Genomic DNA, 24,414 nt, shown 5'->3' on the forward strand with positions numbered 1-24,414 from the left:
GCGGGGCTGCCCCTCCAAGTTAACAAAACACCATAATTGCGGACATGGCCGAAAGGTTTGAATTGACTGATACGCCCGGTCAGGGCAGCTGGATCGTGAACGTGGTGCCCTCGCCCGGGGTGCTTGCCACCTCGATGGTGCCGCCGTGCGCCTCGGCCAGCTTGCGGGCGATGGCCAGGCCCAGGCCGCTGCCCCCGGTCGACCGGCTGCGGGACTCATCGGCCCGCCAGAACCGGTCGAAGATCCGCGGCAGGTCGGCCGGGGCGATACCGACACCGGTGTCCCGTACGGTAATCGTCGCCCCTTTTGCCCCGACGGTGACCGAACCGCCCCGCGGGGTGTAGCGGATGCCGTTGGAGACCAGATTGCCCACCAGCTGGCGCAGCCGCACCGCGTCGGCCGCCACCACCGGCTCGCCGTCGACCTCGATGCCCAGGTGCACCCCGGCCGCGTACGCGGGAGCCTGATGGCTGTCCACCACCTGGGCGAGCACGTCACGCAGTTTGATCGGTTCCGAGTGGATGCGCAGCGTGCCGGCGTCCGCCTCGGCCAGGTCACTCAGGTCGTCGATGATGTGCTGCAGCAACACCGCTTCCTCGTGCAACAGGCCGAGCAGCTGGGCGTCGGTCGGCGCCAGATCGTCCTGGGCGGCCTCCAGCCAGCTGCGGATGTTGGTCAGCGGGGTGCGCAGCTCGTGCGCCACGTCGCTGACCATGTCCCGGCGCTGCGCCTCGGCCCGGTCCCGCCGCTCGGTGGAGTCGTTCAGGGCCCGGGCCAGCCGGCCGATCTCGTCCTGGGTGGACACCGGGGCCGGATGGTGCCGGTCGGCGGCGTCGGTGAGCGCCCGCAGCGGCCGGACCAGCCGGCGGCCGACCAGCACGGTGACCAGGATGGTGGCGAGCAGGACGCCACCGGTGGTGGCCACGATCCGGATGGTGTTGGGCCGGGACAGGGTGAACCGGGTCTGGTCGGCGCCCGCGCCCGGGTCGGTGACGAACAGCAGGGCGGCCGGGGCCACGTACGGCTGGAGCATGGTCCGCCGGGACTTCTCCACGCAGCCGCGGATGCGGGCGGTGGGCGTCGTCCCGGTGTCGGGCATCGGCACGGCGGCCACGTCGCGCGGCGAGTCGGCCTTCGCCACGTAGGTCGAGAAGTCCGGCCACACCCCCACCTGATAACCGGCCGGCAGGCCGACGCAGCGCGAGGTGAGGTCGCCGAGGTTCTGCAGCGGCTTGCGCTCGGACTTGGTGATCTCGAACGGCAGCCGCCGATCGCAGTAGATCTCGATCTTCGCCGAATCGGACCCGAGCGCGGTGACCACCGGCCGGCCGCTCGGCTGCTCGGTGATCTTGCCGTCGGCGCCGGCCTTGCGCAGGCAGATCAGCTCATCGGAGGCGAGCTTCCGCAGCGTGTCGCGCTGGTCGGCCGGGATCCGGAACGGGCCGGTCACCCGCCCGTCGATGCGCTCGGTGCCGCCGGTCAGCGCGAGGTCCAGGTTGAGCGGGTCGACGGTGGCGGACGGCCGCGCGGTCGCCAGCGACGGGCCCGGGCCGGAGTCGGCGATGACCGCCCGGTCCGGGGTGGTCAGGGTGATCCGGCGGCCCAGCTTGGTGGCCCGCTGCTGGATCAGGGCCGGGACGCCGGACCAGTCGGCATGCCCGGCCGCGTACGCGACGAGCATGTCGTACACGCCCTTGTCCTCGGTGAGCGACCGGCCCTGCTCCTGCCGGATGGCCCGGGTCGCGGTGCTGGCCGCCAGCCAGGCGGTCGACACGATCGCGGCGATCGCGATCAGCACCGAGGTGACCAGCAGCCGGGTCACCAGGCTGTGCCGCACCGGCACCCGGCCGGTCATCCCGGCGTCTCCGCCGCCAGCTTGTAACCGACGCCGTGCACCGTGATCAGCTGGGCCGGTCGCTGCGGGTCGGCCTCGATCTTCCGGCGCAGATTCATCATGTGTACGTCGATGGTCCGTTCCGTCGAGCTCCGGTCGATCCCGCGGGTGTGGTGCAGCAGCTGGGCCCGGCTGAACACCCGGTCGGGCTGCTCGGACATCGCGGCCAGGATGGCGAACTCGCCGCGGGTGCACTCGACCGGGACGCCGTCCACGGTGATCTCGTGCCGGGCCGGGTCGACCCCGATCCGGCCGACCCGCCGTGGTCCGGGCCCGGCCGGCGCGGCGCCCCGGGACACCCGCCGCAGCAGGGTGCGCACCCGGGCCATCAGCTCCCGCGGGCTGTACGGCTTGGTCAGGTAGTCGTCGGCGCCCAGTTCCAGGCCGCGCAGCAGGTCGTCCTCGGTGGTCCGGGCGGTGAGCATCAGCACCAGCACGTCCGATTCCTCGCGCAGTGTCCGGCAGACCTGCAGGCCGTCCAGGCCCGGCATCATTACGTCCAGCACCAGCAGGTCGGGTTGCCACCGCCGGGCCTCGGCCAGCGCGGCCCGGCCGTCGTGCACGACCAGCACCTGGTGACCGGCCGCGACCAGATAGCGCCGGACCACCTCGGCTTGGCGGGGTTCATCCTCGGCGACCAGGACCTGAGCACACATGGCGGCGATGATAGGTGCGTCCCGCACCCGCGATGAGAAGTTCGACGATACCTAACAGCTTTCTAACCGCCCCCGGCCACGCTCGTCGCCATGCAAGCGACGACCGAAGTGATACCGCTCGTTCCGGACCCACCGCCACGCCGCCGGACCTGGGTGAAGTGGCTGGCTGGACTGCTGGTCGTAGCTGCTCTCGGGGCCGGCGCGGCGGTCATGGTGCTCCGGCACCGGGCAGCCGGGGAACCGGTGGTCGAGGAGACGACCGCGGTCGAGACGGTGCCGCTCGAGCGCCGCGACCTGTCCACCACCCGGAAACTGGACGGCAGCATCGGCTTCGGCCCGCCGCGCCCGCTCGCCGGGCACACCGCGGCCACGGTGACCTGGCTGCCGGCCGTCGGCGCCACCATCAAGCGCGGCAAGCAGCTGTTCCGGGCGGACGACAAGCCGGTGACGCTGTTCTACGGCAGCATGCCGCTGTACCGGCCGATCGCCGGGAAGAACCTGACCGGCCGGGACGTGCGGATCATCGCCGACAACCTCCGGGCGCTGGGGTACGGGTTCGGGCCGCCGGCGGTCGACGACGACGGCGCGAGCGTCCTCACCGACCGGCTGATCGCGGCCATCAAGCGCTGGCAGGACGACCTGGGCCTCCCGGTCACCGGCACGATCGCGGTCGGTGACGTCGAGGTGCTGGCCGGCGCGGTCCGGGTCGACGCGATCGCGGCCCAGCCCGGCTCCCCCGCCAACGCCCCGCTGATGTCGGTCACCTCCACCCGCAAGGTGATCACCGTGTCGGCCGAGCTGAACGACGCCGCCGCCCTGGATCGCGGGGACGCGGTGACCGTGACGCTGCCCGACGACCGTACGGTCAAGGCCCGGATTTTGTCGGTGGGCCGCACCCTGGCGGCGGCCGACGGCGGCGTCGCCGACGGCCCGCCGAAACTGACCGTGTCGGTGACCGTCGACGACCCGAAGACCATCGCCAAGCTCGACTCGGCCAACGTCGCGGTGAACGTGGCCGGGAAGACCGCGAAGGACGTGCTGGCCGCGCCGATCGAGGCGCTGATCGCGCTGACCGAGGGCGGATACGCGGTGCAGGGCCCGAACGGCCTGGTGGCGGTCGAGACCGGGATGTTCGCCGACGGCTGGGTCCAGATCAGCGGCGCCGGCCTGGCCGAGGGCGTCGACGTGGTGGTCGCGTCATGACGGTCCTGTCCCTGCGCGGCGTGAGCATGCGCTATCCCGGCGGCGTGGCCGCCCTGACCGGCGTCGACCTGGACATCGCCGAGGGTGAGCTGGTGGCGATCGTCGGCCCGTCCGGGTCGGGCAAGTCCACCCTTCTCAACATCATCGGCACCCTGGACCGGCCCACCGAAGGCACGGTACGGATCGCCGGGCAGGACGTGGCCACGCTCAGCGACCGGCGGCTGTCCGCGCTGCGGGCCCGCGAGATCGGCTTCGTCTTCCAGCAGTTCCACCTCACCGACGGGCTGACCGCGGCCGAGAACGTGGCCACCGGCCTGCTATACGGCGGGGTGCCGCGCCGGCACCGGCCGGAACGGGCCCGGCACGCGCTGGCCCGGGTCGGTCTCACGCACCGCGCCGGGCACCGCCCGGCGCAGCTGTCCGGCGGCGAACGGCAGCGGGTGGCCATCGCCCGCGCGCTGGTCAACCGGCCGTCGCTGGTGCTGGCCGACGAGCCGACCGGCGCCCTGGACACCGCCACCGGCCAGGTCGTGCTCGACCTGCTGCGCCGGCTCAACGAGCAGGGCACCACGATCGCGCTGATCACCCACGACCGGGACATCGCCGCGTCGCTGCCCCGGCGGATCGAGATCCGGGACGGGCGGCTGGTCCGGTGATCCACCTGTCGTTCGCCGACTTCCTGTCGCTCGGCCTGCTCGGCCTGCGCACCCGGCCGGCCCGGGCCGCGCTGTCCGCCCTGGGCATCGCGATCGGCATCGCCACGATGATCGTGGTGACCGGCATCCCGTCGTCCAGCCAGGCGGCACTGGTCGAGAAGCTCAGCGCGCTCGGCACCAACACCCTGCAGGCGGTCGCCCTGCCCGACGTCAACCCGCCGGCCCCGCTGCCGGAAACGGCGGTCGAGATGGTCCGGCGGATCGGCCCGGTCACCGCGGCCAGCGCGGTCGCCAACACGCACACCCTGGTGCGCCGCAACGACCGCACCGACCCGGGCAACGGCTCCGGCCTGACCGTGCTGGCCGCCCGGACCGACCTGCTCCCCACGATCAACGCCCGGGTCCGGACCGGCCGCTGGCTGACCGCGGCGACCGAGCGGTTCCCGGCCGTGGTGCTCGGCTCGGTCGCGGCCGGCCGGCTCGGCGTGACCGGCCTGCCGGCCGGCGTGCCCGCGCCCCAGGTGGTGATCGCCGACCGGAAGTTCACCGTGGTCGGCATCCTGGCCACCACCCCGCTCGCCCCCGATATCGACCGGTCGGTGCTGGTCGGCTGGCCGGCCGCGAAGTCCGAACTGGGCTTCGACGGCCACCCGACCGTGCTCTACGTGCAGAGCGACGAGTCGCAGATCGAGGCGGTGCGCGACGTACTGGCCGAGACCGTCTCGCCGGAACGACCCGGGGCGGTCATGGTCACCCGGCCGTCCGACGCGCTGGCGGCCAAGCGCGCCACCGAGAGCAGCTTCTCGGTGCTGTTCCTGGCGCTGGCCGGGGTGGCGCTCGCGGTCGGCGGGATCGGCGTCGCCAACACGATGGTCGTCTCGGTCCTGGAACGACGCTCCGAGATCGGCCTGCGGCGAGCGCTGGGCGCCACCCGCGGCCAGATCCGCGGCCAGTTCCTCACCGAGTCGGTGCTGCTGGCCACCCTCGGCGGCATCGGCGGCACCGCCCTGGGCCTGCTAGCCACCATCGGTTACGCGGCCTGGCAGGACTGGCCCCTGGTGATCCCCGCCCAGTCGGCCGGCGTCGGGGTGGGCGGCGCCATCGTGATCGGAGTGCTGGCCGGCGTCTACCCGTGCGTGCGAGCGGCCCGCCTGACCCCGACCCAGGCGCTGGCCACGGTCTGAGGACCTCAAGGCCACAACCTCTTCCGGTACGGGCAGAGGCCTTATCCCGAAGCTCTCGAGGCGGCGGCCGGGGCCGCCGCCTCCCCGGCCGCTACTTCTTCAGCTTCGCCGCGACCTCGCGTTCGCACGCCGGGATCAGGTCCAGGCCGTTACGGATCGACGGCATGTCGTTGTTCGCGCCGCCCAGCTCGACGTCGACGCCGTTGTCGCCGACCTCGACGTACTTGATGCCCTTGCCTTTCAGGCATTTCACTACGTCGCGGGCGAAGTCGCGGGACTCCGGGTTGGCCGGGTCCTTCTCCCACGGCGGCAGCGGGGAATAGAGCGGACCGCAGATCCGGTCCGCCTCGGTCGCCTTGTCGGCCAGCTCGATCAGCTTGCTCTTCTCGGGGACCTGGCCGTTCTGGTACCACTCGCTCTTCGGCAGGGCGCCGTGTTCCTTCAGGCACTTGTTGTACGGCCCGAGCAGGGCCTCGTACTCCTCGGGCGTGCCGTCCAGCCGTTCGCGCGGGCGTTCCGGCTTGGCCGACGCCTTCGGCGCGGCGCTGGTCAGGCTGGCGACCTTGCCGCCGGTCTGCTCGGGCCGGGGCTCGGGCGAGTCGCAGGACGACAGTGCGATCGCGGCGATCACCAGTGCGATGGGGATTCTTCGCATCGCCGGCTACTTCTTCCGGGCCGCGGCGACGGTGCGCTCGCACTCCGGGGCCAGGTCCAGGCCCCGGCTGATCGACGTCGGGTCGTTCTGCTCGCCGCCCAGGGCGATGCTGATGCCGTCGTCGGAGACCTCGACGTACTTGATGCCCTTTTTCTTCAGGCACTTCACCACGTCCCGGGCGAAGTCGCGGGACTCCGGGTTGGCCGGGTCCTTCTCCCACGGCGGCAGCGGGTAGAACTGCGGCTCGCAGATCCGGTTCGCCTCGTCGGAGGACTCCTTCTCCTTGTCGGTGGCCGGTCGGGCGCCGGTGCCGCCGTTCGGCTCACCCTTCGGCGAGTAGCCGTGTTCCTTCATGCACTTGTTGTAGGGGCCCAGCATCGCCTCGAACTCCTCGGGCGTGGTGTCCAGCCGCTCGCGCGGGCGCTGCGCGGTGGCCGACGCGGAGGCGGACGGCGCCGCCTCCACACTGGCCAGCGTGGCCACCTTCTTCTCGCTGTCGGCCTTGCTCTCGGCCGGGGATCCGCAGGCTGACAGGAAGGTCAGCGCGACCGCCACCGCCAGCACCTGACTTCTCCGCATGGAGTCGCCTCTCTGTCCGGTGCCCGGGCCGATCCCGGGCGTCGGACAGCCTCCCGGCCGGGCGTCAGGAACGTGTCAGGTTGGCCGGACGAGCGTCCGGCCGACAGTTGCGGCGAGCATCTTTACTCACTCGGACTCGTATTTGTTCCTCCGGCCGCAGGTGGTTGAGCTGCGACGGTGTTGCGGTGCCCGGCGAGGGGTCGCCGGCACGCAATCGAGGGGGAAGAAAGTCATGAAGCTGCGCCATCCTGGCCGGTTCGCTGCTCTGGCAGTACTCGGGACGGTACCCACACTGCTGATGGCCGCTCCGGCCTACGCCGCCACGGGAGTCACCCGGGCCGGCGCCCAGATCACCGCAAACGCCGCGAACAACCGGGCCAACAACATCACCATCACCCGGGTCGGAGCCAACTTCGTGCTCCGCGACCTCGGCGACACCATGACGGCCGGGCCGGGTTGTGTCCGGATCGCCGCCAACGCGGTCCGCTGTCCGGCAGCGGGCATCACCCGGCTCGCGGTCAACACCGGCAATCTGAACGACCGCGTCAACAACACCACGACCACCACCGGCCTGCTGACCGGCGGTCCCGGCAACGACGTGCTGATCGGCGGGCCGGGCAGCGACGTGCTGACGGGCGGGTTCGGCAACGACACGATGATCGGCAACCGCGGCAACGACCGGGCGGTCGCCGAGGCCGTGCGGGACGGCCGGGACACCTTCAACGGCGGAGCCGGCCGGGACACCACCGACTACCGGCTCCGGGTCATCGCCGTGAACGTCACCCTGGACAATGCGCCCAACGACGGCTCCGCCCCGGAGGGCGACAACAACCTGTCCAACGTGGAGAACGCCATCGGCGGGCGGGCCGGCGACCGGCTCACCGGCAACGCCGCCGGCAACGTGCTGGACGGCCGGGGCGGCAACGACACGCTGACCGGCCGGGACGGCAACGACACCCTGGTCGGCGGGCCGGGCAACGACGGTCTGATCGGCGGTAACGGCAACGACACCGTGATCGGTGGGGCCGGCAACGACACCCTGGTCGGCGGGACGGGCAACGACACGGCGGTGGCGCTGTCGACCCCGGACGGCCGGGACAACTTCAGCGGCGGTGCGGGCACCGACACGACCGACTATGCCGCCCGCGGCATCCCGGTCAACGTCACCCTCAACAGCGTCGCCAACGACGGCTCCGGACCGGAGGGCGACAACAACCAGAACAACGTGGAGAACGCCATCGGCGGGCGGGCCGCCGACCGGCTCACCGGCAACGCCCTGGCGAACAACCTGCAGGGCCGGAACGGCAACGACGTCCTCACCGGCGGGAACGGCCGGGACACGCTGACCGGCGGCGCCGGCAACGACCAGATGTTCGGCCAGGCCGGCCAGGACCTGCTGCAGGCCGTCGACGGCCAGCGGGACCGGGCCGACGGTGGCGCCAACGTCGACGACTGCAACACCGACGCGATCGACATCCGGGTCAGTTGTGAACTCTGACCCCCTCACCCTGCGCGCCCGGGCCTCATCTGGCCCGGGCGCGCAGCCCGTCCACGTCCAGGACCGCGACCGACCGGCGGCTGGTCTCGATCACGCCGTGCCGGCGCAGCGTGCGCAGTGCCTTGGTCACCGACTCGCGGGAGGACGCGGTCCAGGCGGCCAGCTCGTCCTGGGTCAGCGGCAGGGTGATCCGCACTCCGTGCTCGCCGTGCTCGCCGGACTGGCCGAACCGCTCGGCCATCTCGGCCAGCCGCAGCGCGACCCGGCCGAGGGCGTCGTAGGTGCCGAACTCGACCCGCTTGCGGTCCGAGTCGCGCAGCCGGCTCACGATCAACCGGACGATGCAGACCGCCGCGTCCGGGCGGTCCAACAGAAAATCAAGGAAAGACCGCACGGGTACGACGATGGTGTCCAGTGGTTCCAGCGCCGCCACCGACGCCGACCGGGGCGCACCGTCCAGAGCAGACATCTCGCCCAGCAAGGCCCCCGGGCCGCGGATCGCGAGCAGCACCTCGCCGCCCTGCTCGGTCAGCGAGAACACCTTCGCCCGGCCGCTGAGCACCAGCACCACCGAGGTGGACCGGTCGCCCTCGCCGAACAGGGTCGCACCGCACGGCCAGCGCCGCCGGCGGCCCCGGGCGAGCAGATCCGCCCGATCGTCCACCCTCAATTGATCAAGGTACTCCCGTGCCATTCGTCCTCACCTCGCAAACCACACAGCACGTACGCGGAAACCGGCTGGCTCCGGCCCTTCACCCGCAGGTCGCCGAGCGGTTCGACCCGGGCTCCGTCGCCGAGCAGGTCCCGGGTCGCCGCGCCGATCACCACCTGCCCCGGCTCGGCCGAGGTCTCCAGCCGGGCCGCCACGTTCACCGCGTCGCCCATCGCGTTGAAGTTGCGCAGCGCCTCGCCCCCGATGTTGCCGACCAGTGCCTCACCGGTGTTGATGCCGACCCGGAAGCGCGGCCAGCCCGGGCAGCCCGCGGCGATCCGGTCCACCTCGGACTGCATCCGCAGTGCCGCGCGGGCCGCCCGCAGCGCGTGGTCCGGTTGCCGGGCCGGGGCGTTGAACAGGGCCATCAGGGCGTCGCCGACGAACTGCACGACCGTGCCGTTCTGGCCGAGGACCGCCCGGGTCGCCACGTCGAAGTACCGGTTGAGCATCTCGACGATCTGCCCCGGCGTGGACTGCTCGGAGAACGTGGTGAAGCCGCGCAGGTCGGCGAAGAGCGAGGTCACCTCGACCACCGCGCCGCCCAGCGCGGCCTGGCTCGGGTCGGCCACCAGCGCGGTCGCCACGTCGGGCGACATGTACTGCCGGAACAGCACGTCCAGCCGGTGGTAGAGCCGGGCGTTCTCCAGCGCGATCGCGAGCTGGCTGGCCAGCGAGGCGAGCAGGGCGGCGTCGCGGTCCGGCACCCGGTCGCCGGGCGGGCCGGCCGCCAGCACCCCGGCCGGGTGGCCCTTGACGGTGAACGGCAGGAACAGCGTGCCGGACCGGCCGGTGACCGGCGTGCCGGCGGCCAGCGCGGCCCGGGCCACGTCCTGTTCGGACCGGAACACGGCGGGCAGGGTCAGGTCGTTCTCCTCGACCAGGCCGACGCCGACGTCGTACCGGTCGAAGGCGCGGGCGATGTGGGTGACCGCGCGGTGCAGCAGTTCGGTGTCGGTGAGGATGACCCGCGAGTCGTGCCCGACCGCGACCAGCGCGCCCAGCTTGCGGATCTGGTCGCGCTCGGCGGCCAGCGCGCCGGCCGCCCGGCCCAGCACCGCGGTCTGCCCCTCGGTCAGCTCGAAACGCTCGGCCAGCCGGGCGGTGGTCGCGGCCATCTGCTGTTCGGTCAGCCGGCCGCTCTCCCGCCGGTGCAGCGCGTCGACCAGGGCCTCGAGCGCGGCGCCGTACTCGGCGCGCAGCCGGCGCACGGTGTCCTCGGTGCCGACCGCGGCGAACAGCCCACCGGCCGCGCCCTCGTTGCCGTACTGCACCCAGGCGCCGTACGCGACGTAGCCGAACCCGGCCGCCATCAGCAGGTGCCACTCCCACCAGGACGCCTGCCAGCTCCGGCCGACCGCCATCGCCACCGCCGCCTCGGCCAGCAGGGTGTACGCCGTCACCACCGACAGCAGCATGACCGCGCGCCGCTTGCGGTAGAGCAGGTAGTAGCGGACCGCGGCGACGCCGAACAGGATCACGCCGGCCGCCGAGATCAGCACCATCGGGGTGTTCTCGTCCGCGCCGGGCACCCGGGACAGCGGCGGCAGGCCGGCCAGCGACGCCACCGCCCAGCCCCCGACTACAAGCAGCAGGGCCGCGCGCAACGGCCCGGACCAGCGCAGCACCGCGGCGGACCGGCGGGCGGACAGGTCGGTGGCCGAGGCGGCGGCGAAGACCGCCGCCAGGGTGAGACCGGCCGGCGAGGCGTAGGTGAAACCGGCGTTGCGCCCGCCCAGCAGCACCGCGGGCGTCGCCACCGCGTGCAGGCCGAGGAAGGCGGCGGCGACCAGGAAGGAGAACGCGACAAGCAGCAGCCGTACGTCGGACCGCCGCCGGGCCGCCTCGTTGATCACGATCGCCAGCCAGAGACTGACCGCCGACACCGCGAGCACCAGCCAGAAGTGGGACGGGCCGTGCTGCCAGCGATGGTCGAGCTCCGGCCGGGCGGCCAGCACCGCCAGCCCGGCCAGCGGGGCCGCGAGGTGCGCGACCCACACGATCACCCGGGCTGGTCGGCCACGACCCGCCGGTGGATCCACCCGCTCACCCTAAGCCGGGACGCGCGTGCTGCCGCTGTCGGATAAGCGCAGGTCAACCCGGGAGTAAACCTAGTAGCGGAAGGTCCCGATCACGTGCTGGAGCCGGCTCGAGATCTGCGCCAGGTCGGTGGCGGCGGTCTCGGTGGCCTCGGCCGCCTCCCGGGTGGTCGTGGTGACGCTCACGACGTCGGCGAGCTGGGCGCTGATGTCCGAGGTGCCACCGGCCGCCCGGCCGAGGTCCTCGGTCATGCCGTTGGTGGTGGCGCTCTGCTGCTCCACCGCCGAGGCGATGGTGGTCTGGAAGTCGTTGATGCTGCCGATGATCTGGCCGATGCCGGAGATCGACTCGACCGCCTCCTTGGCGTCCCGCTGGATCGCCTCGATCCGCCGGCTGATCTCCTCGGTGGCCTTCGCGGTCTCCTGGGCCAGGTCTTTGACCTCGCCGGCGACGACCGCGAAGCCCTTGCCGGTCTCGCCGGCCCGCGCCGCCTCGATGGTGGCGTTCAGGGCCAGCAGGTTGGTCTGCTCGGCGATCGCGGTGATCGTCTTGACCACGCTGTCGATCTCGGCCGAGGAGACGCCGAGCTTGGTCATCAGGGTCTCCGCCTCGGCCGCGACACCGACCGCGCTGGACGCCACGTTGGCCGCCTCGCCGGCGCTGATCGCGATCTCCCGGATCGCCGCGCCCATCTCCTCGGCGCCGCCGGCGACCGCCTGCACGCCCGCCGTCACCGCTTCAGCGGCCTGGTCGATCGAGCTGACCCGGCTGGAGGTCTGCTCGACGCCGCCGGCCAGGTTGCGGCTGGCCTGCTGCATCTCGTCGGAGCGCTGGGCCACGCCGGCGCTGGCCTCGGAGAGCGTCTGCATCGCGTCCCGCATGTGGCCGACCGCCGCCGATGCCGAGCGGGACATCCGGCCGATCTCGTCGGAACCGCCGTCCACCGTACGGGCCCGCAGGTCACCGTCGGCCATCGCCGACATCACCGCTTCCAGGTCGGCCAGCCGGCGCGACAGCGCCCGGGCCGACATCAGGGCGAGCAGCCCGGCCAGCAGGATGCCGACGACAAGCGTGAGGATGATGGTGGTCCGGGCGCTGGTGGCGGCCGACCGCGCGGCCGCCGAGGCCGTCGCCGCCTTGGCCTGGGTGAGGGTCTTCAGGTCCTCGATGTGCCCGACCGCCTCCACGATCGCCGGGTTCAGCTTCGTGCTGCGTATGGTCTGCCACTCGTCGAGCTTGCCGGCCTGCTGCAGGGCGACCGCCTGGGCGCGATAGGTGAGGTACGCCTCCCAGGACGTCTTCACCTGGGCCATGCCGGCCTTCTCGGTCGAGGTGACGTCGAGGGCGTCGTAGTCGGTGATCCGCTGCGAGACCGCCGCGATGTACTCGGCCGCCTCGGCGTTGTAGGCCTTCGCCTTGGTGGCGTCGGTCGAGGTCGAGCCGGACAGGCCGGCCCACCGCGAGTGCCAGATCAGCTGCTGGATGTCCTGCACCACGGCCAGGGGCTGCAGCGCCTGGCGGTAGATCGCATCGGCCCGGTCCGCGATGGTCGACATCCGGAGAATCCCGACGACCCCGACCGCGACCGCCACGACCAGCCCGATAGCCGCCGCCACCAGGAGGTTCGAGCGGATGCTCATCGAACTCACGCGTTTTCCGATGGACACCATTCCGTCACGATAAAAGCTGAAATGGAGATTCAGTGCCCGATTTGCAGTCTCCGGAACGTCAGACTTCTCAAACCCCATCAGTTCCGTAGGTGTCATAGGAATGGCTAGGGTGAGGGGGTGAGATTCCAGGTTCTCGACATCCTGCCGCATCTGACCAACCCGGTGACCGGCCGCGCGATCCGGGTCGACGAGCGCTTCTCCCAGGCGCTGACCGCCGCCCGGTACGCCGAGGAGTTCGGCTACGACGCCGTCGCGCTCGGCGAACGGCACGCCGGGAACTTCCTGTCCAGCGGGGTCGGCGTCCTGCTCGGGGCGATCGCCGCGACCACCAGCCGGGTGCGCATCCAGACCGGCGTCTCGGTGCTGTCGATCCACGACCCGCTGCGCGTCGCCGAGGACTACGCCACCGTCGACCAGCTCTCCCGCGGACGGCTCGAGCTGGTCATCGGCAAGGGCAACGAGCTGCGCCAGCTGCCGATGTTCAACATCGAGAACGGCGACCAGTGGGACGCGCTGGCCGAGAAGTACGAACTGTTGCGCCGGCTGTGGCGCGAGGAGGACGTCACCTGGCAGGGCCGGTTCCGCGGGCCACTCGATGGGGTGACCAGCCTTCCCCGCCCGTACGCCGGAAGCCCTCGAATTTGGCATGGCTCGGCGACCACGCTGACCTCGGCGGAACTCGCGGCGAAGTGGGGTGATCCGCTGTTCTCGGCCAACGCCATCCAGCCGCGCGACAACTACACCGTTCTCATCGACCACTACCGGCAGCGGTACGCCGAGAACGGCCACGATTCGCGGTTCGCCTACGTCGCGGCCGGGGCCGGTTTCCTCTACCTCGCGGACACCACGCAGCAGGCCCGGGAGGCGTTCGGGCCGACCTACGAGCGCCTGGTTGCCTACTTCAACCAGCCGGGCAACCACACCCCGGGTAACGAGATGACGTTCGGCAGCATCGACGACGCGATCGCCCGCGGACCGGTGCTGGTCGGGTCGCCGCAGCAGATCGCCGAGAAGATCCTCTGGTTCCACGAGGGGTTCGGGCACGATCTCCAGTCGTTCAGCCTGCCCACCATGATCCCGCACGAGCAGCAGCTGCACATGCTCGAACGGCTCGCCGCCGAGGTCATCCCGGTGGTCCGCAAGGCCGCGCCGACGACGCTCTGGAGCGACCAGGACCCGTACGGCGGACGACCGGCCGCCGCCGGGCAGACGGTCGCCGACGCGGCCGCCGAGATTGCGAAGGGCTAGCCCTCGCGCAACTCACGCACCAGCGACGAGACGACGGCCTTGAGGCTGCCGTTGGTGGCCGCGGCCACCCGCAGCTGGCGCTGATAGCTCGCCCCGCCGGTGACGATGTCGTGCACCCGCTCCAGCTCCACCGCGCAGCCCAGCGCGTCGGCGGTCGGGGCCAGCGCCGGCAGCAACTCGCCCAGGTCGTCGGCGACCAGCCGTTCGTCGCCGGCGGCGTTCTGGATGATGATGGCGTCCATCCCGTAGCGGGCGGTCCGCCACTTGTTCTCCCGGACGAACCACGGCTGCATCCGGGGCACCTCCCGGCCGGCGTCGAGCTCGGCCGAGAGGTGCTCGACCAGACACTGGGTGAGGGCCGCGATCGCGCCGATCTCCCGGGCGGTGGAGATGCCGTCGAACGAGCGGATCTCGATCGTGCCCCACTTCGGCGACGGGCGGATGTCCCAGCGCAGCTCGTTGACCTCCTCGATGACGCCGATGTGCCGCAGGTCGCCGACCATCGCCTCGTACTGCGACCAGTCGGTGAACGACGGCGGCAGCCCGGCCGTCGGCAGCTGCTGGAACATCAGCGCCCGGTTGGACGCGTAGCCGGTGTTCTCCCCGGCCCAGAACGGGCTGGACGCGCTCAGCGCCTGGAAGTGCGGCAGATAGGTGAGCAGGCCGTCGATGATCGGGAACACCTTGCGGCGGTCCTCGACCGCCACGTGGACGTGCACGCCCCAGATCATCATCTGCCGGCCCCACCAGCGGGTGCGGTCGATCAGGGTGTCGTAGCGCGGCTTGTCCGGGGTCACCTGCTGCTGGAACCACTGGCTGAACGGGTGGGTGCCGGACGAGATGAGGTCGACGCCCATCGGTTCGGCGTACTCCCGGATGCGCTCGACCAGGCCGCTGAGGTCGCCGACCGCGTCCCGGACCCGGTGGTGCGGCGCGCTGACGATCTCCAGGGTGTTGGTCAGCAACTCGTTCGTGACGTGCGGGAAGCCGTCGGTCGCGCCGATCTTCGCGAGCAGTTCCGGGGCGGCCGGGCTGAGCTCGCCGCTACGCCGGTCGACGCACGCTATTTCCCATTCGATCCCCAGCCGGGATCGCGCCGACCCGGCGAAGTCGATGTGCACTCGTCCAATTATGCCCGTCGCCGAGGGTGTGTCAGTCGACACCAATCGGTAATGCAGCCGTCATTTACCGCCGGAAACGCGTAACTTTGAGGGCTGCCCCGGGCTGCGCGCCTGGCCGACGTCTACCCGTGAGGTAAAGATGGAGCACGCCCGGTGACCGTGACGACTGATCTGCAACTGATCGATCTTCCCGAGGCTCCCGAGGCTCTGGCCCTTTTCCAGTCCCGTTCCGCACCGGTTCGCCGCACCCTGCTCGACATCCTCGACGACACCGTGCGGGCCCATCCCTCCGCGCGGGCGATCGACGCCGGCAGCACCCGGCTGACCTACCGGGAGCTCGCCGACGAGGTCGAGAAGGTGCGCGCCACGCTGCGCGGGCACGGCGTCGGCACCGGCGACCGGGTCGGCATCCGGGTCTCCTCCGGTACGGCCGAGCTCTACCTGGCCATCCTCGGTGTGCTGGCGGCTGGGGCGGCGTACGTCCCGGTCGACGCCGACGACCCCGAGGAGCGGGCCGAGCTGGTCTTCGCCGAGGCGGGCGTCTGCGCGGTCATCACCGACGAGCTGACCGTGTCGGTCCGGCGTACCCCCGAGGGCCGTCCCGAACGGCCCGGACCGGGCGACGACGCCTGGATCATCTTCACCTCCGGCTCCACCGGCACCCCGAAGGGGGTGGCGGTCTCGCACGGCTCCGCCGCCGCGTTCGTCGACGCCGAGGCCCAGCTGTTCCTCGAGGACGAGAACATCGGCCCGCACGACCGCGTCCTGGCCGGCCTGTCGGTCGCCTTCGACGCCTCCTGCGAGGAGATGTGGCTGGCCTGGCGGCACGGGGCCTGCCTGGTGCCGGCCGCCCGCTCGCTGGTCCGCAGCGGCGTCGACCTCGGCCCGTGGCTGGCCGAGCAGCGCATCACCGTGGTGTCCACGGTGCCGACGCTGGCCGCGCTGTGGCCGGTCGAGGCGCTCGACGACGTCCGCCTGCTGATCTTCGGCGGCGAGGCCTGCCCGCCCGAGCTGGCCGAGCGCCTGGCCGTCGAGCACCGCGAGGTCTGGAACACGTACGGCCCGACCGAGGCCACCGTGGTCGCCTGCGCCGCCCGGCTGACCGGCGAGGGCCCGGTGCGCATCGGGCTGCCGCTGGACGGCTGGGAGCTGGCCGTGGTCGACCCGTCCGGCCAGCCGGTCGCCATGGGCGAGACCGGCGAGCTGGTCATCGGCGGGGTCGGGCTGGCCCGCTACCTCGACGCCGCCAAGGACGCCGAGAAATTCGCCCCGCTGGAGTCCCTCGGCTGGGAGCGGGCCTACCGCAGCGGCGACATCGTCCGGGCCGAGCCCGAGGGCCTGCTGTTCCTCGGCCGCGGCGACGAGCAGGTCAAGCTGGGCGGCCGCCGGATCGAGCTGGGCGAGGTCGACGCCGCGCTGCAGGCGCTGCCCGGCGTCGCCGGCGCGGCCGCCGCCATCAAGCGCACCGCCGCCGGCAACCAGCTGCTGGTCGGCTACGTGGTGCCGCGCGAGGACTTCGACGCCGCCGCGGCGGCGCTGCGCATCCGCGAGCAGCTGCCGGCCGCGCTCGTCCCGCTGCTGGCCGAGGTCGAGGCGCTGCCGACCCGCACCTCCGGGAAGGTGGACCGGGCCGCGCTGCCCTGGCCGCTGGCCTCCAGCGGCGGGAACGACGAGCTGTCGGTCACCGAGGAGTGGCTGGCCGGCGGCTGGGAGGAGATCCTGGGCGTACGGCCCAAGGCCGCCGACGCCGACTTCTTCTCCCACGGTGGCAGCAGCCTCAACGCCGCGCAGCTGGTGGCCTGGGTCCGCCGCGAGCACCCGCAGGTGTCGGTGGCCGACGTCTACCAGCACCCCCGGTTGTCGGAGATGGCCGCGGTGCTCGACGCGCTGGTCACCACCTCGGCGGTGCGCCGGGAGGTGCGGCCCACGCCGCGCCGCACCGGGCTGTTCCAGGGCCTGCTGATGCTGCCGATGCTGGCCCTGGTCGGGCTGCGCTGGCTCACCGTGTTGGCGGCCTTCGCCAAGATCGTCGCGCTGCCGGTCCCGCAGGTGTCCTGGTGGTGGATCGCCGCCGGCTGGGCGCTGCTGTTCAGTCCGCCCGGCCGGATCGCGATGGCGGCGGCCGGGGCCCGGTTGCTGACCCGCGGGGTACGCCCGGGCGACTACCCGCGCGGCGGCGGCGTGCACGTGCGGCTGTGGGCGGCCGAACGGCTCGCCGACCTCACCGGCGCGACCGGCGTGGCCGGGGCCGGCTGGATGATCACCTACGCCAAGGCGCTCGGCGCCCAGATCAGCCCGGACGTCGACCTGCACTCCGCCCCGCCGGTCACCGGCCTGCTCAAACTCGGCCGCGGTGCGGCGATCGAGCCCGAGGTCGACCTGTCCGGTTACTGGGTCGACGGCGACGTCCTGCGCGTCGGCAAGGTGCGGATCGGCGCCGGCGCCCGGGTCGGCTCGCGCAGCACCCTGATGCCCGGCACCCGGATCGGCAAGGGCGCCCGCGTCGACGCCGGCTCGACCGTCACCGGCTCGGTCGGCGCGAACAAGCGCGGCAAGGACGACGCGGCCTGGCCGGCCGACCGTCCCCCGCACCGCTCCCGGCTCTGGGTCGCCCTGTACAGCCTGACCGCGCAGCTGCTGGGCCTGCTGCCGGTGGTGGCCGTGCTGCCCGCGCTGGCCATCCTGGCCGCCCGGCCGACCCTCGGCGCCGCGCTGCTCGCCGCCCCGGTCGCGGCGGTCGCCTACTTCGTCACGTACGCCCTGCTCGTGCTGGGCGGCGTCCGGCTGCTCAGCATCGGCCTGCGAGCCGGTTTCCACCCGGTCCGCGGCCGGGTGGCCTGGCAGGTGTGGACCACCGAGCGGCTGATGGGGATGGCCCGGATCGCGCTGTTCCCGATGTACGCGAGCCTGTTCACCCCGGTGTGGCTGCGGCTGCTCGGCGCCAAGATCGGGCGCAACGCCGAGGTCTCCACGGTGCTCGCCCTGCCCGCGATGACCACCGTCGAGGACGGCGCGTTCCTGGCCGACGACACCATGGTCGCCAACTACGAGCTGAGCCACGGCTGGCTGCGGGTCGCTCCCGCGCGGATCGGCAAGCAGGCCTTCCTCGGCAACTCCGGGATGGCCGCGCCCGGCCGGTCGGTGCCCAAGCGGGGCCTGGTCGGGGTGCTTTCGTCGGCGCCGCGCAAGGCCAAGAAGGGCTCGTCCTGGCTCGGCTCCCCGCCGATGCCGCTGCGCCGCACCGCCTCGGCCGGCGACGCCAGCCGCACCTACGCCCCGCCGCTGCGCCTGAAGGCGGCCCGGGCCGCGATCGAGCTGTGCCGGATCATCCCGGTGATGTGCGGCGCCGTCCTGGCGGTTCTCCTCTTCGCCGGGCTCGCGTACCTGTGGCAGTCCGCGGGCGCCTGGGTGGCCGCTCTCGCCGCCGGCCCGGTGCTGCTGGTCGCGGCGATCACCGGCGCCCTGCTGGCGACCGCGGCGAAGTGGCTGCTGGTCGGCCGGTTCCGGGTCACCGAGCACGCGCTGTGGACGTCGTTCGTCTGGCGCAACGAGCTCGCCGACACGTTCGTCGAGGTGCTCGCCGCACCGTGGCTGTTCCGGTTCGCCACCGGCACACCGCTACTGAACGTGTGGCTGCGGACGCTCGGCGCGAAGATCGGCCGGGGTGCCTGGCTGGAGACCTTCTGGCTGCCGGAGTACGACCTGGTGCGGCTCGGGGCGGGCGCCACTGTCAACCGCGGTTGCGTAGTGCAAACTCACCTGTTCCATGATCGGATCATGGCCATGGACGAGGTCACTCTGGGCGCGGGCGCCACTCTCGGCCCGCACGGAATCGTGCTGCCCGGCGCCAGCATCGGCGCACGCACCACTGTCGGGCCCGGCTCCCTGGTCACTCGCGGCGACGCGGTGCCCGAGGACAGCCGCTGGCTGGGCAACCCGATCGCGAATTGGGTATGACGGCAACACCCGGAGCCGACCATTCGACCGATTCGTACCTTCCCGAACACGGCAATGGCGGCTACCGGGTGCTCCACTACGACCTCGACCTCGACTACCGGGTCTTTTCGAACCGGCTGGCCGGCCGGGCGGTCGTGACGGCGCGGGCCAGCCAGTGGCTGTCCCGCTACAGCCTTGACCTGGGCCGCTTCCGGATCTCCGAGGTGCGGGTCGACGGCCGGCCGGCCCGGTTCACCCACCGCGGCGGCAAGCTCCAGGTCCGGCCGGAGAAGGCGATCGGTTACGGCGCCACCTTCACCACCGAGGTCCGGTACGCCGGCACGCCGGTACCGATCTCCGGCCGGTGGGGCGATATCGGCTGGGACGAGCTGACCGACGGCGCGCTGGTGGCCAGCCAGCCGAACGGCGCCCCGTCCTGGTTCCCGTGCAACGACCGGCCCGACGACAAGGCCACCTACCTGGTCACCATCACCGCCCCGGCGCCGTACACCGCGCTGGTCACCGGCGACCTGGTCTCCCGCCGCCGCGGCGCCGGCACCCGCACCTGGGTCTACGAGCGGAACGAGCCCACCCCCGCGTACCTGATGAGTGTCCAGGTCGGACGCTACGACCTGGTCGAGCTGGCCGCCGGCGGGGTGATCCAGCGAGCCGCGATCCCGCCCGGCCTGCGCACGAACTTCCGGTACGACTTCGGCCGGCACGGCGAGATCATGGCGACCATGGAACGGTTCTTCGGGCCATACCCGTTCCTGGAGTACGTCGTGGTGGTCGCCGACGACGACCTGGACGACCCGATCGAGGCCCAGGGCATGGCCGTCTTCGGCCGCAACCACGTCGACGGCCAGCGCACCCACGAGCGGCTGGTCGCGCACGAGCTGGCCCACCAGTGGTTCGGCAACAGCCTCACGGTCGCCGACTGGCGGCACATCTGGCTCAACGAGGGCTTCGCCACGTACGCCGAATGGCTCTGGTCCGAGGTTTCCGGCGGTCCGACGGCGGCGACGCACGCCGCCCAGTGGCACGCCTGGGTCGCCACCCACCGGGGTTACCTGACCGTGGCGAATCCGGGCGTCCACCGAATGTTCGATCCCCTGGTCTACAAACGCGGCGCCCTGACCCTGCACGCCCTGCGCAACAAGGTCGGCGACGCCGCGTTCTTCCGGCTGCTGCGCTCCTGGGTAGCCGAACACCGCCACTCGACGGTGACCACCGACCAGTTCCGCGCCCACGTCGACCAGGACGACCTCCTGACCGCCTGGCTGGACCGCCCCGAACTACCCCCGCTGTAGCGAGGCGAGATCCCGTCGGATGTAGCGCAGGTGCGCCCATTCCTCCTCCAGGATCACCCGAACGCAGTCACCGACGCTGGGATGCCAGTCGCCGCCGCCCCACGGGTTGTCGCGTTCCTCGGCGAGCAGCTCCGTCGTGGCCGTGGCCAGGAAGTCGGTCACCATCCGCTGTCGCTCGGCCCGCACCGCGAGGATCTCCGGGTAGAGCGGCGGGTCCACCCGGAAGATCGACATGTCGAAACCCATGTCGGCGGCACCGGTGAAGATCTGGCCGATCTCGTGGAACGGCTGCGGCACCCGGAGGATCCCGCCGCCGAGCCAGGCGTCGGTCGCCAGGATCAGGTGCCGCAGGGTCTGGGCCAGGGACCACTCGTCGTCAACGCGGGTGTCCACCAGGTCCGGCGGCGTGCCCGCCACCGTCGTCTGCCACGCGGACTGCACCGCGACCCAACCCTCGCGCAGCCCCTCGGGCGTCTGCGCCTTCTGCAGCTCGCGGCCCGGGAACTGCCGGTTGAGCTCGGCATCCACGAGCGGCACCACGTCGACCCCGTTGACGAAGAGGCTGCCGAAGAACAGGTCGTGGCTGTCGATGTCGAGCCCACCCACATCAACTTCGCGCATAGTCACCCCACGGAGATCGGAGAATCGCAGGGTGGCGCCCTTGAAACTGGCCCGGACGAAGGTAGCGCCTTCGAACTCCTTGGTGCCGGAATAGGTCGTCATCGCTCCATCATCGCGGGTGTCGTGTCTGGTGAGAGGGCTCGGCATCTCAGACGATGGTGGGCGTGCGGACGGTTGCCCGCTGTGGCCAGACGCAGCAGACGACGATCGCCAGGATCGGGAGCAGCGACAGGATGGCGAGCGGCTCGGCCCCGAAGAACACGAAACCGCCCCAGTACACCGAGGGACCGTCACCGTTGCGGTGGGTGTTGGCCAGCAGGGAGCCGGTCGAGGTGGGGATGTTGCCCAGACCGGCCGGGGCGAGCATCAGCAGCGTGGCAACGCAGAGTCTCGAGTACGCCCGCTGCCGGCCCGGCTCGAAGCGGCGCATGCGCTTCGCGGTGTAAAGCCCGAACAGAGCGCCGAGCAGAGTGCCGGCCAGGCCGCCGAGGATGGTGTCGCGTAGGTGGCCGGGCGGCTCGGCCCACATCACGTCGAGATTCAGGGCGGACGGGTTGGATACGGCCTGGGTGATCTGCACTGCGGCGAGATAGCCGGCGCGGGTGCCGGTCACCTCGGCGAAAACGCCGGGCTCGCGACGGACCGTGATCCGCACGTCCTGCCAGCCGTGTGTGCGCATCTGCCGGGTGACGGCGGCGGCGACCTGCTCCACGCCGGCTTGCGGGGGCATCATGCCGGTCACACTGGTCCGGCCGACACGCACGCCGGTACCGCCGTGCCAAGTGTCGTTGCTGTACGGGTTCCAGAAGGTTTGCCGCCCGAACTGGCGGGCCCTGTCGTCGAAGGGGACCGGCAGGATCGTGGGCGCGAGGCCGATCACGGTGGTCTTGTCCGGCGCCATCGGATCCACGTCCCGCCAGGCCAGCCACGAGCCGAGCGCGATCCCGCTCAGCCCGCCGAGCACGGCCGCGAATGCCGCGACCACGAACGCCCGGCGCCCGAACTCGGCGAGACGCCGGCCGAAGCCGTGCCGCAGCAGCAGCGCGGCCTCGCGCGCAGCCGGCCGCGATCGGCCGGGATCAGCGGCGTCGAGCAGCGTCGCCAGGATCTCCGGACCACGCTCGTGCCGATACGTCCGGGGGTAGGCCAACAGCCACCGCCGGTACCTGCGGGCCAGACGCATAATGCGAATGTCGTCGGGCATGTTGATCCCTTCAGGGGGCGGCGACGATCAGGCAGGGCGGGGAACACCGGCGGTGCGGACTCCGCTCAACCGTTGGGTCACCATCCGTACGTCGCGGCGCATCTGCTCGGCCTCGGCGGCCAGCGCGGCGATGCCCGGATCGGTCAGCCGGTAGTAGCGGCGGAGCCTGCCGTCGACAGTCTCCTCACGGTCGACCTCGAGGAGGCCTTCGTCGTTGAGCCGATCAAGTGCCGCATACAACGTGCCGGCGGCGAGGCGCGTCCCGCCATCCGACAGCCGCGCCACTTCCTTGATCACCGCATACCCATGCAGCGGCGCCGGAGCAAGCGCCGACAGAATCAGAAAGCTCGGTCGCCGCATGCTCGCCATGGCCGCCAATATACAGTTGATCGAACTATAGGCAAGGCCCGACATCGATGCGTCGACGACGCTTTGCGCGAAGACGGTCAGCGAGGCGAGGCAGCTGCCCTACCTGACCCTCGCCACAACGACGCTGGTCGTTGCCCGAATGCCTGACTGCGAGGCGACGAGTTCATCGCGCGCAAGCCAGACCACGAAGCCGACCACCGCGCTCACCCCTACGGGAGGCGACGACGGCCAAGCCAGCGGCGACAAGGCGATAGGCAACCACCAACCGCCGCAAGCCGAACCGCTCCCTGGAATGTCGGGCCGTAAAGAATCGGCACGCGTTATCTGCGGCAAATGTGCTCGGCGCGCGGCGTACAAGAGATCCGTCAACCCGTCGGCGATTTTCTATCCAGAATCCGCGCGCGCCATGTCTCGTAATCGTGTGCGGAGAGGATGCCCAGACCGCAGTAGGGGTTGTATGACAGTGGGCGAAAACGTTCTCCGACGGATAGGCGTCAGAAGCCGCCAACGATCCGAGATTAGTCGTTGGCGGCGTAGTTGACCCGTAGAGCTATCCGCTCAGCTGCTCTGCGGCCGACTTCTGCTGATCTTACTCTATATGAGGACATCTGGCGATGTGGATAAGCGCTCTTCACCTGCCCGGACGATATAGCGGAAACCGTGGGCGAGGACTCGCTCAGCATGTTTAGATTGCGAAGCTGACTCTTGCCAATGACCCGAAAGGATGGCGCATCGTGGCCAAGATCCCCGCGTTCCGAGTGGCGGCCGGCGCATTAGTGCTCACCGGTTGCCTCAACGTTGGTTCGTCGCCGGCCCTTGGCGCTCCACCGGCACGGGATGCTGGCCTCTCTGCCGAAAGTGCATCCCTGCGGGACGGTAACTACATCGGTCTCGCAGGCTGGCATCGATGGGTGAATGGCAATGCGGAGGCACGGTGCGAATCCGGACAATCATGGGTCGCGATGGACTTCAACTTCAATCAGCCGCGCCCTCGATACGACATCGTGGTGCGCCTGAAAATTCAGCCGCCATCGTACTTCGACAGTTGGTCGAAATATGACATGGAGCCGGACGTATTCAGGACGCAGGTCTTGTACGGCCCAGGCAGCCCGGGCCGAGAAAACTACTTCAACCTTCCTACTCGAAAAATCCACAACGAGATCGCCGGAACCGTCGGCGTCGAGGTCTACAGCCGGCAGACAGGTGAGCGGATCGGATGGCAGGTCTGGGATGCGATTCTGGCATGCGGATATGATTACGCCTATTGGTTCACCGACCAGGTCTAGATAATCGCGGTAGTTGATGATCGATCAGGTGTATTGTTCTCGGCAGATCCGGGCATCCGCTTCACTGTCGGCCAACTCGACACTGAAATATTCGAAACCACTGCTATCGCTGCATAAGCCATCACATCAGGTCAGCGGGTGTGACGGGAAATCGGAGATCTTGGAAAGGTACGGCACTCGGCGGGGGGCTAAATCTTCAACTTCGCTGCGGGGTGCGCTGTCGCTGCTGGATATAAGCGGCATTTCGGGCGCGACCGGCGCTGTGTGGAAGCGTTGCCTGTCGGGCGGGAGCGGCCGCCTGCGATGCGGCGGTCGCTTGGGGTTTGGGGGTCGTTGCGCGATGGGCGCGGCACGTGCTGGTGTTGCGCGCCGGTCGCGCGGGCTGGGCGGTCGGGTGGTGGTGCGGTTGTGGGCGTTGTCGTGCGTACCGGAAGAGGCCTTTATCTAGGTATACCTAGGCCGCCGTTACGCCCCTCCTAAGCGGCGGTGAGCAGGGAAGATACGCAAGTGGTCCTGATGTGACGGGTCTCCTGCCGGACGAGGATTAATCCATCGACGGCGACAAAGGAGAG

General features: G+C 71.1%; 19 protein-coding genes. 8 read left to right on the forward strand and 11 right to left on the reverse strand.

Annotated elements, in window-relative coordinates; all coding sequences use genetic code 11:
* Positions 1–79 precede the first annotated feature (79 nt).
* Positions 80–1,855 carry a sensor histidine kinase gene (locus Ate02nite_RS33155; RefSeq protein WP_203811815.1) on the reverse strand — a complete coding sequence of 592 codons (1,776 nt, stop codon included), beginning with the start codon at positions 1,853–1,855 and terminating at the stop codon, positions 80–82.
* The gene (locus Ate02nite_RS33160) at positions 1,852–2,550 is read right to left on the reverse strand and encodes a response regulator transcription factor (RefSeq protein WP_203811816.1); all 699 of its coding nucleotides are present in this window, start codon (positions 2,548–2,550) and stop codon (positions 1,852–1,854) included. The genes Ate02nite_RS33155 and Ate02nite_RS33160 overlap by 4 nt, the downstream gene beginning before the upstream one ends.
* Before the next feature lie 90 nt (positions 2,551–2,640).
* Here Ate02nite_RS33160 and Ate02nite_RS33165 point away from each other — a divergent pair, with 90 nt between their 5' ends.
* Genes Ate02nite_RS33165 through Ate02nite_RS33175 form a run of 3 tightly spaced genes read left to right on the forward strand, consistent with a single transcriptional unit; the run spans position 2,641 to position 5,593 of the window.
* Complete coding sequence (locus Ate02nite_RS33165) at positions 2,641–3,753, forward strand: peptidoglycan-binding protein (RefSeq protein ID WP_203811817.1); 1,113 nt, start codon at positions 2,641–2,643, stop codon at positions 3,751–3,753.
* Entirely contained in the window at positions 3,750–4,409 is a 660-nt protein-coding gene (locus Ate02nite_RS33170; RefSeq protein WP_203811818.1) for an ABC transporter ATP-binding protein, read from the forward strand. The genes Ate02nite_RS33165 and Ate02nite_RS33170 overlap by 4 nt, the downstream gene beginning before the upstream one ends.
* On the forward strand, positions 4,406–5,593 hold the full coding sequence (locus Ate02nite_RS33175) for an ABC transporter permease (RefSeq protein WP_203811819.1): 1,188 nt from the start codon (positions 4,406–4,408) through the stop codon (positions 5,591–5,593). Before Ate02nite_RS33170 ends, Ate02nite_RS33175 begins: the two co-directional genes overlap by 4 nt.
* A 91-nt stretch (positions 5,594–5,684) precedes the next feature.
* Here Ate02nite_RS33175 and Ate02nite_RS33180 read toward each other — a convergent pair whose 3' ends face one another.
* The gene (locus Ate02nite_RS33180) at positions 5,685–6,248 is read right to left on the reverse strand and encodes a hypothetical protein (RefSeq protein ID WP_203811820.1); all 564 of its coding nucleotides are present in this window, start codon (positions 6,246–6,248) and stop codon (positions 5,685–5,687) included.
* A gap of 6 nt (positions 6,249–6,254) precedes the next feature.
* Positions 6,255–6,827, reverse strand: a complete 573-nt coding sequence (locus tag Ate02nite_RS33185) for a hypothetical protein (protein WP_203811821.1) — start codon at positions 6,825–6,827, stop codon at positions 6,255–6,257.
* Between the two features lie 232 nt (positions 6,828–7,059).
* Here Ate02nite_RS33185 and Ate02nite_RS33190 point away from each other — a divergent pair, with 232 nt between their 5' ends.
* Positions 7,060–8,325, forward strand: a complete 1,266-nt coding sequence (locus Ate02nite_RS33190) for a calcium-binding protein (RefSeq protein ID WP_203811822.1) — start codon at positions 7,060–7,062, stop codon at positions 8,323–8,325.
* A 25-nt stretch (positions 8,326–8,350) separates the two neighbouring features.
* On the opposite strand, the gene Ate02nite_RS33195 is transcribed toward Ate02nite_RS33190, so the two are convergent.
* From Ate02nite_RS33195 to Ate02nite_RS33205, 3 genes are all read right to left on the reverse strand, one after another.
* Positions 8,351–8,989, reverse strand: a complete 639-nt coding sequence (locus Ate02nite_RS33195; RefSeq protein WP_239147909.1) for a Crp/Fnr family transcriptional regulator — start codon at positions 8,987–8,989, stop codon at positions 8,351–8,353.
* Between the two features lie 2 nt (positions 8,990–8,991).
* Positions 8,992–11,079, reverse strand: coding sequence for an adenylate/guanylate cyclase domain-containing protein (locus Ate02nite_RS33200; protein WP_239147889.1), 2,088 nt, complete (start codon positions 11,077–11,079; stop codon positions 8,992–8,994).
* A 69-nt stretch (positions 11,080–11,148) separates the two neighbouring features.
* The gene (locus Ate02nite_RS33205) at positions 11,149–12,747 is read right to left on the reverse strand and encodes a methyl-accepting chemotaxis protein (RefSeq protein ID WP_203811824.1); all 1,599 of its coding nucleotides are present in this window, start codon (positions 12,745–12,747) and stop codon (positions 11,149–11,151) included.
* Between the two features lie 117 nt (positions 12,748–12,864).
* Between Ate02nite_RS33205 and Ate02nite_RS33210 the strand changes: the two genes are divergently transcribed.
* On the forward strand, positions 12,865–13,995 hold the full coding sequence (locus Ate02nite_RS33210; RefSeq protein ID WP_203811825.1) for an LLM class flavin-dependent oxidoreductase: 1,131 nt from the start codon (positions 12,865–12,867) through the stop codon (positions 13,993–13,995).
* Here Ate02nite_RS33210 and Ate02nite_RS33215 read toward each other — a convergent pair.
* Entirely contained in the window at positions 13,992–15,116 is a 1,125-nt protein-coding gene (locus tag Ate02nite_RS33215) for a glutamate--cysteine ligase (RefSeq protein WP_203811826.1), read from the reverse strand. The two genes, Ate02nite_RS33210 and Ate02nite_RS33215, sit on opposite strands and share 4 nt — an antisense overlap.
* 153 nt (positions 15,117–15,269) lie before the next feature.
* On the opposite strand from Ate02nite_RS33215, the gene Ate02nite_RS33220 reads away from it, so the two are divergent.
* Both Ate02nite_RS33220 and Ate02nite_RS33225 read left to right on the forward strand, forming a co-directional pair.
* Entirely contained in the window at positions 15,270–19,073 is a 3,804-nt protein-coding gene (locus Ate02nite_RS33220) for a Pls/PosA family non-ribosomal peptide synthetase (RefSeq protein WP_203811827.1), read from the forward strand.
* Positions 19,070–20,362, forward strand: coding sequence for a M1 family metallopeptidase (locus tag Ate02nite_RS33225; protein WP_203811828.1), 1,293 nt, complete (start codon positions 19,070–19,072; stop codon positions 20,360–20,362). The genes Ate02nite_RS33220 and Ate02nite_RS33225 overlap by 4 nt, the downstream gene beginning before the upstream one ends.
* Here Ate02nite_RS33225 and Ate02nite_RS33230 read toward each other — a convergent pair.
* Genes Ate02nite_RS33230 through Ate02nite_RS33240 form a run of 3 tightly spaced genes read right to left on the reverse strand, consistent with a single transcriptional unit; the run spans position 20,348 to position 22,556 of the window.
* Positions 20,348–21,085 (reverse strand): DinB family protein, encoded by a 738-nt coding sequence (locus Ate02nite_RS33230; RefSeq protein WP_203811829.1) that lies wholly within the window; start codon positions 21,083–21,085, stop codon positions 20,348–20,350. The two genes, Ate02nite_RS33225 and Ate02nite_RS33230, sit on opposite strands and share 15 nt — an antisense overlap.
* 46 nt (positions 21,086–21,131) lie before the next feature.
* A complete protein-coding gene (locus Ate02nite_RS33235) occupies positions 21,132–22,187 on the reverse strand; it encodes a hypothetical protein (RefSeq protein WP_203811830.1) in 1,056 nt (351 codons plus the stop codon).
* A 27-nt stretch (positions 22,188–22,214) separates the two neighbouring features.
* On the reverse strand, positions 22,215–22,556 hold the full coding sequence (locus Ate02nite_RS33240) for a PadR family transcriptional regulator (RefSeq protein ID WP_239147890.1): 342 nt from the start codon (positions 22,554–22,556) through the stop codon (positions 22,215–22,217).
* Positions 22,557–23,290: 734 nt separating this feature from the next.
* Between Ate02nite_RS33240 and Ate02nite_RS33245 the strand changes: the two genes are divergently transcribed.
* Entirely contained in the window at positions 23,291–23,842 is a 552-nt protein-coding gene (locus Ate02nite_RS33245) for a hypothetical protein (RefSeq protein ID WP_203811831.1), read from the forward strand.
* Positions 23,843–24,414 lie beyond the last annotated feature (572 nt).

The sequence above is a fragment of the Paractinoplanes tereljensis genome, assembly GCF_016862435.1.
Lineage (GTDB): Bacteria > Actinomycetota > Actinomycetes > Mycobacteriales > Micromonosporaceae > Actinoplanes > Actinoplanes tereljensis.

Coding starts and splice junctions, on each gene's coding strand:
- Ate02nite_RS33155 (WP_203811815.1), bottom strand. CDS start 1,855: ATGACCGGCCGGGTGCCGGTGCGGCACAGCCTGGTGACCCGGCTGCTG.
- Ate02nite_RS33160 (WP_203811816.1), bottom strand. CDS start 2,550: ATGTGTGCTCAGGTCCTGGTCGCCGAGGATGAACCCCGCCAAGCCGAG.
- Ate02nite_RS33165 (WP_203811817.1), top strand. CDS start 2,641: ATGCAAGCGACGACCGAAGTGATACCGCTCGTTCCGGACCCACCGCCA.
- Ate02nite_RS33170 (WP_203811818.1), top strand. CDS start 3,750: ATGACGGTCCTGTCCCTGCGCGGCGTGAGCATGCGCTATCCCGGCGGC.
- Ate02nite_RS33180 (WP_203811820.1), bottom strand. CDS start 6,248: ATGCGAAGAATCCCCATCGCACTGGTGATCGCCGCGATCGCACTGTCG.
- Ate02nite_RS33185 (WP_203811821.1), bottom strand. CDS start 6,827: ATGCGGAGAAGTCAGGTGCTGGCGGTGGCGGTCGCGCTGACCTTCCTG.
- Ate02nite_RS33190 (WP_203811822.1), top strand. CDS start 7,060: ATGAAGCTGCGCCATCCTGGCCGGTTCGCTGCTCTGGCAGTACTCGGG.
- Ate02nite_RS33205 (WP_203811824.1), bottom strand. CDS start 12,747: ATGGTGTCCATCGGAAAACGCGTGAGTTCGATGAGCATCCGCTCGAAC.
- Ate02nite_RS33225 (WP_203811828.1), top strand. CDS start 19,070: ATGACGGCAACACCCGGAGCCGACCATTCGACCGATTCGTACCTTCCC.
- Ate02nite_RS33230 (WP_203811829.1), bottom strand. CDS start 21,085: ATGACGACCTATTCCGGCACCAAGGAGTTCGAAGGCGCTACCTTCGTC.
- Ate02nite_RS33235 (WP_203811830.1), bottom strand. CDS start 22,187: ATGCCCGACGACATTCGCATTATGCGTCTGGCCCGCAGGTACCGGCGG.
- Ate02nite_RS33240 (WP_239147890.1), bottom strand. CDS start 22,556: ATGGCGAGCATGCGGCGACCGAGCTTTCTGATTCTGTCGGCGCTTGCT.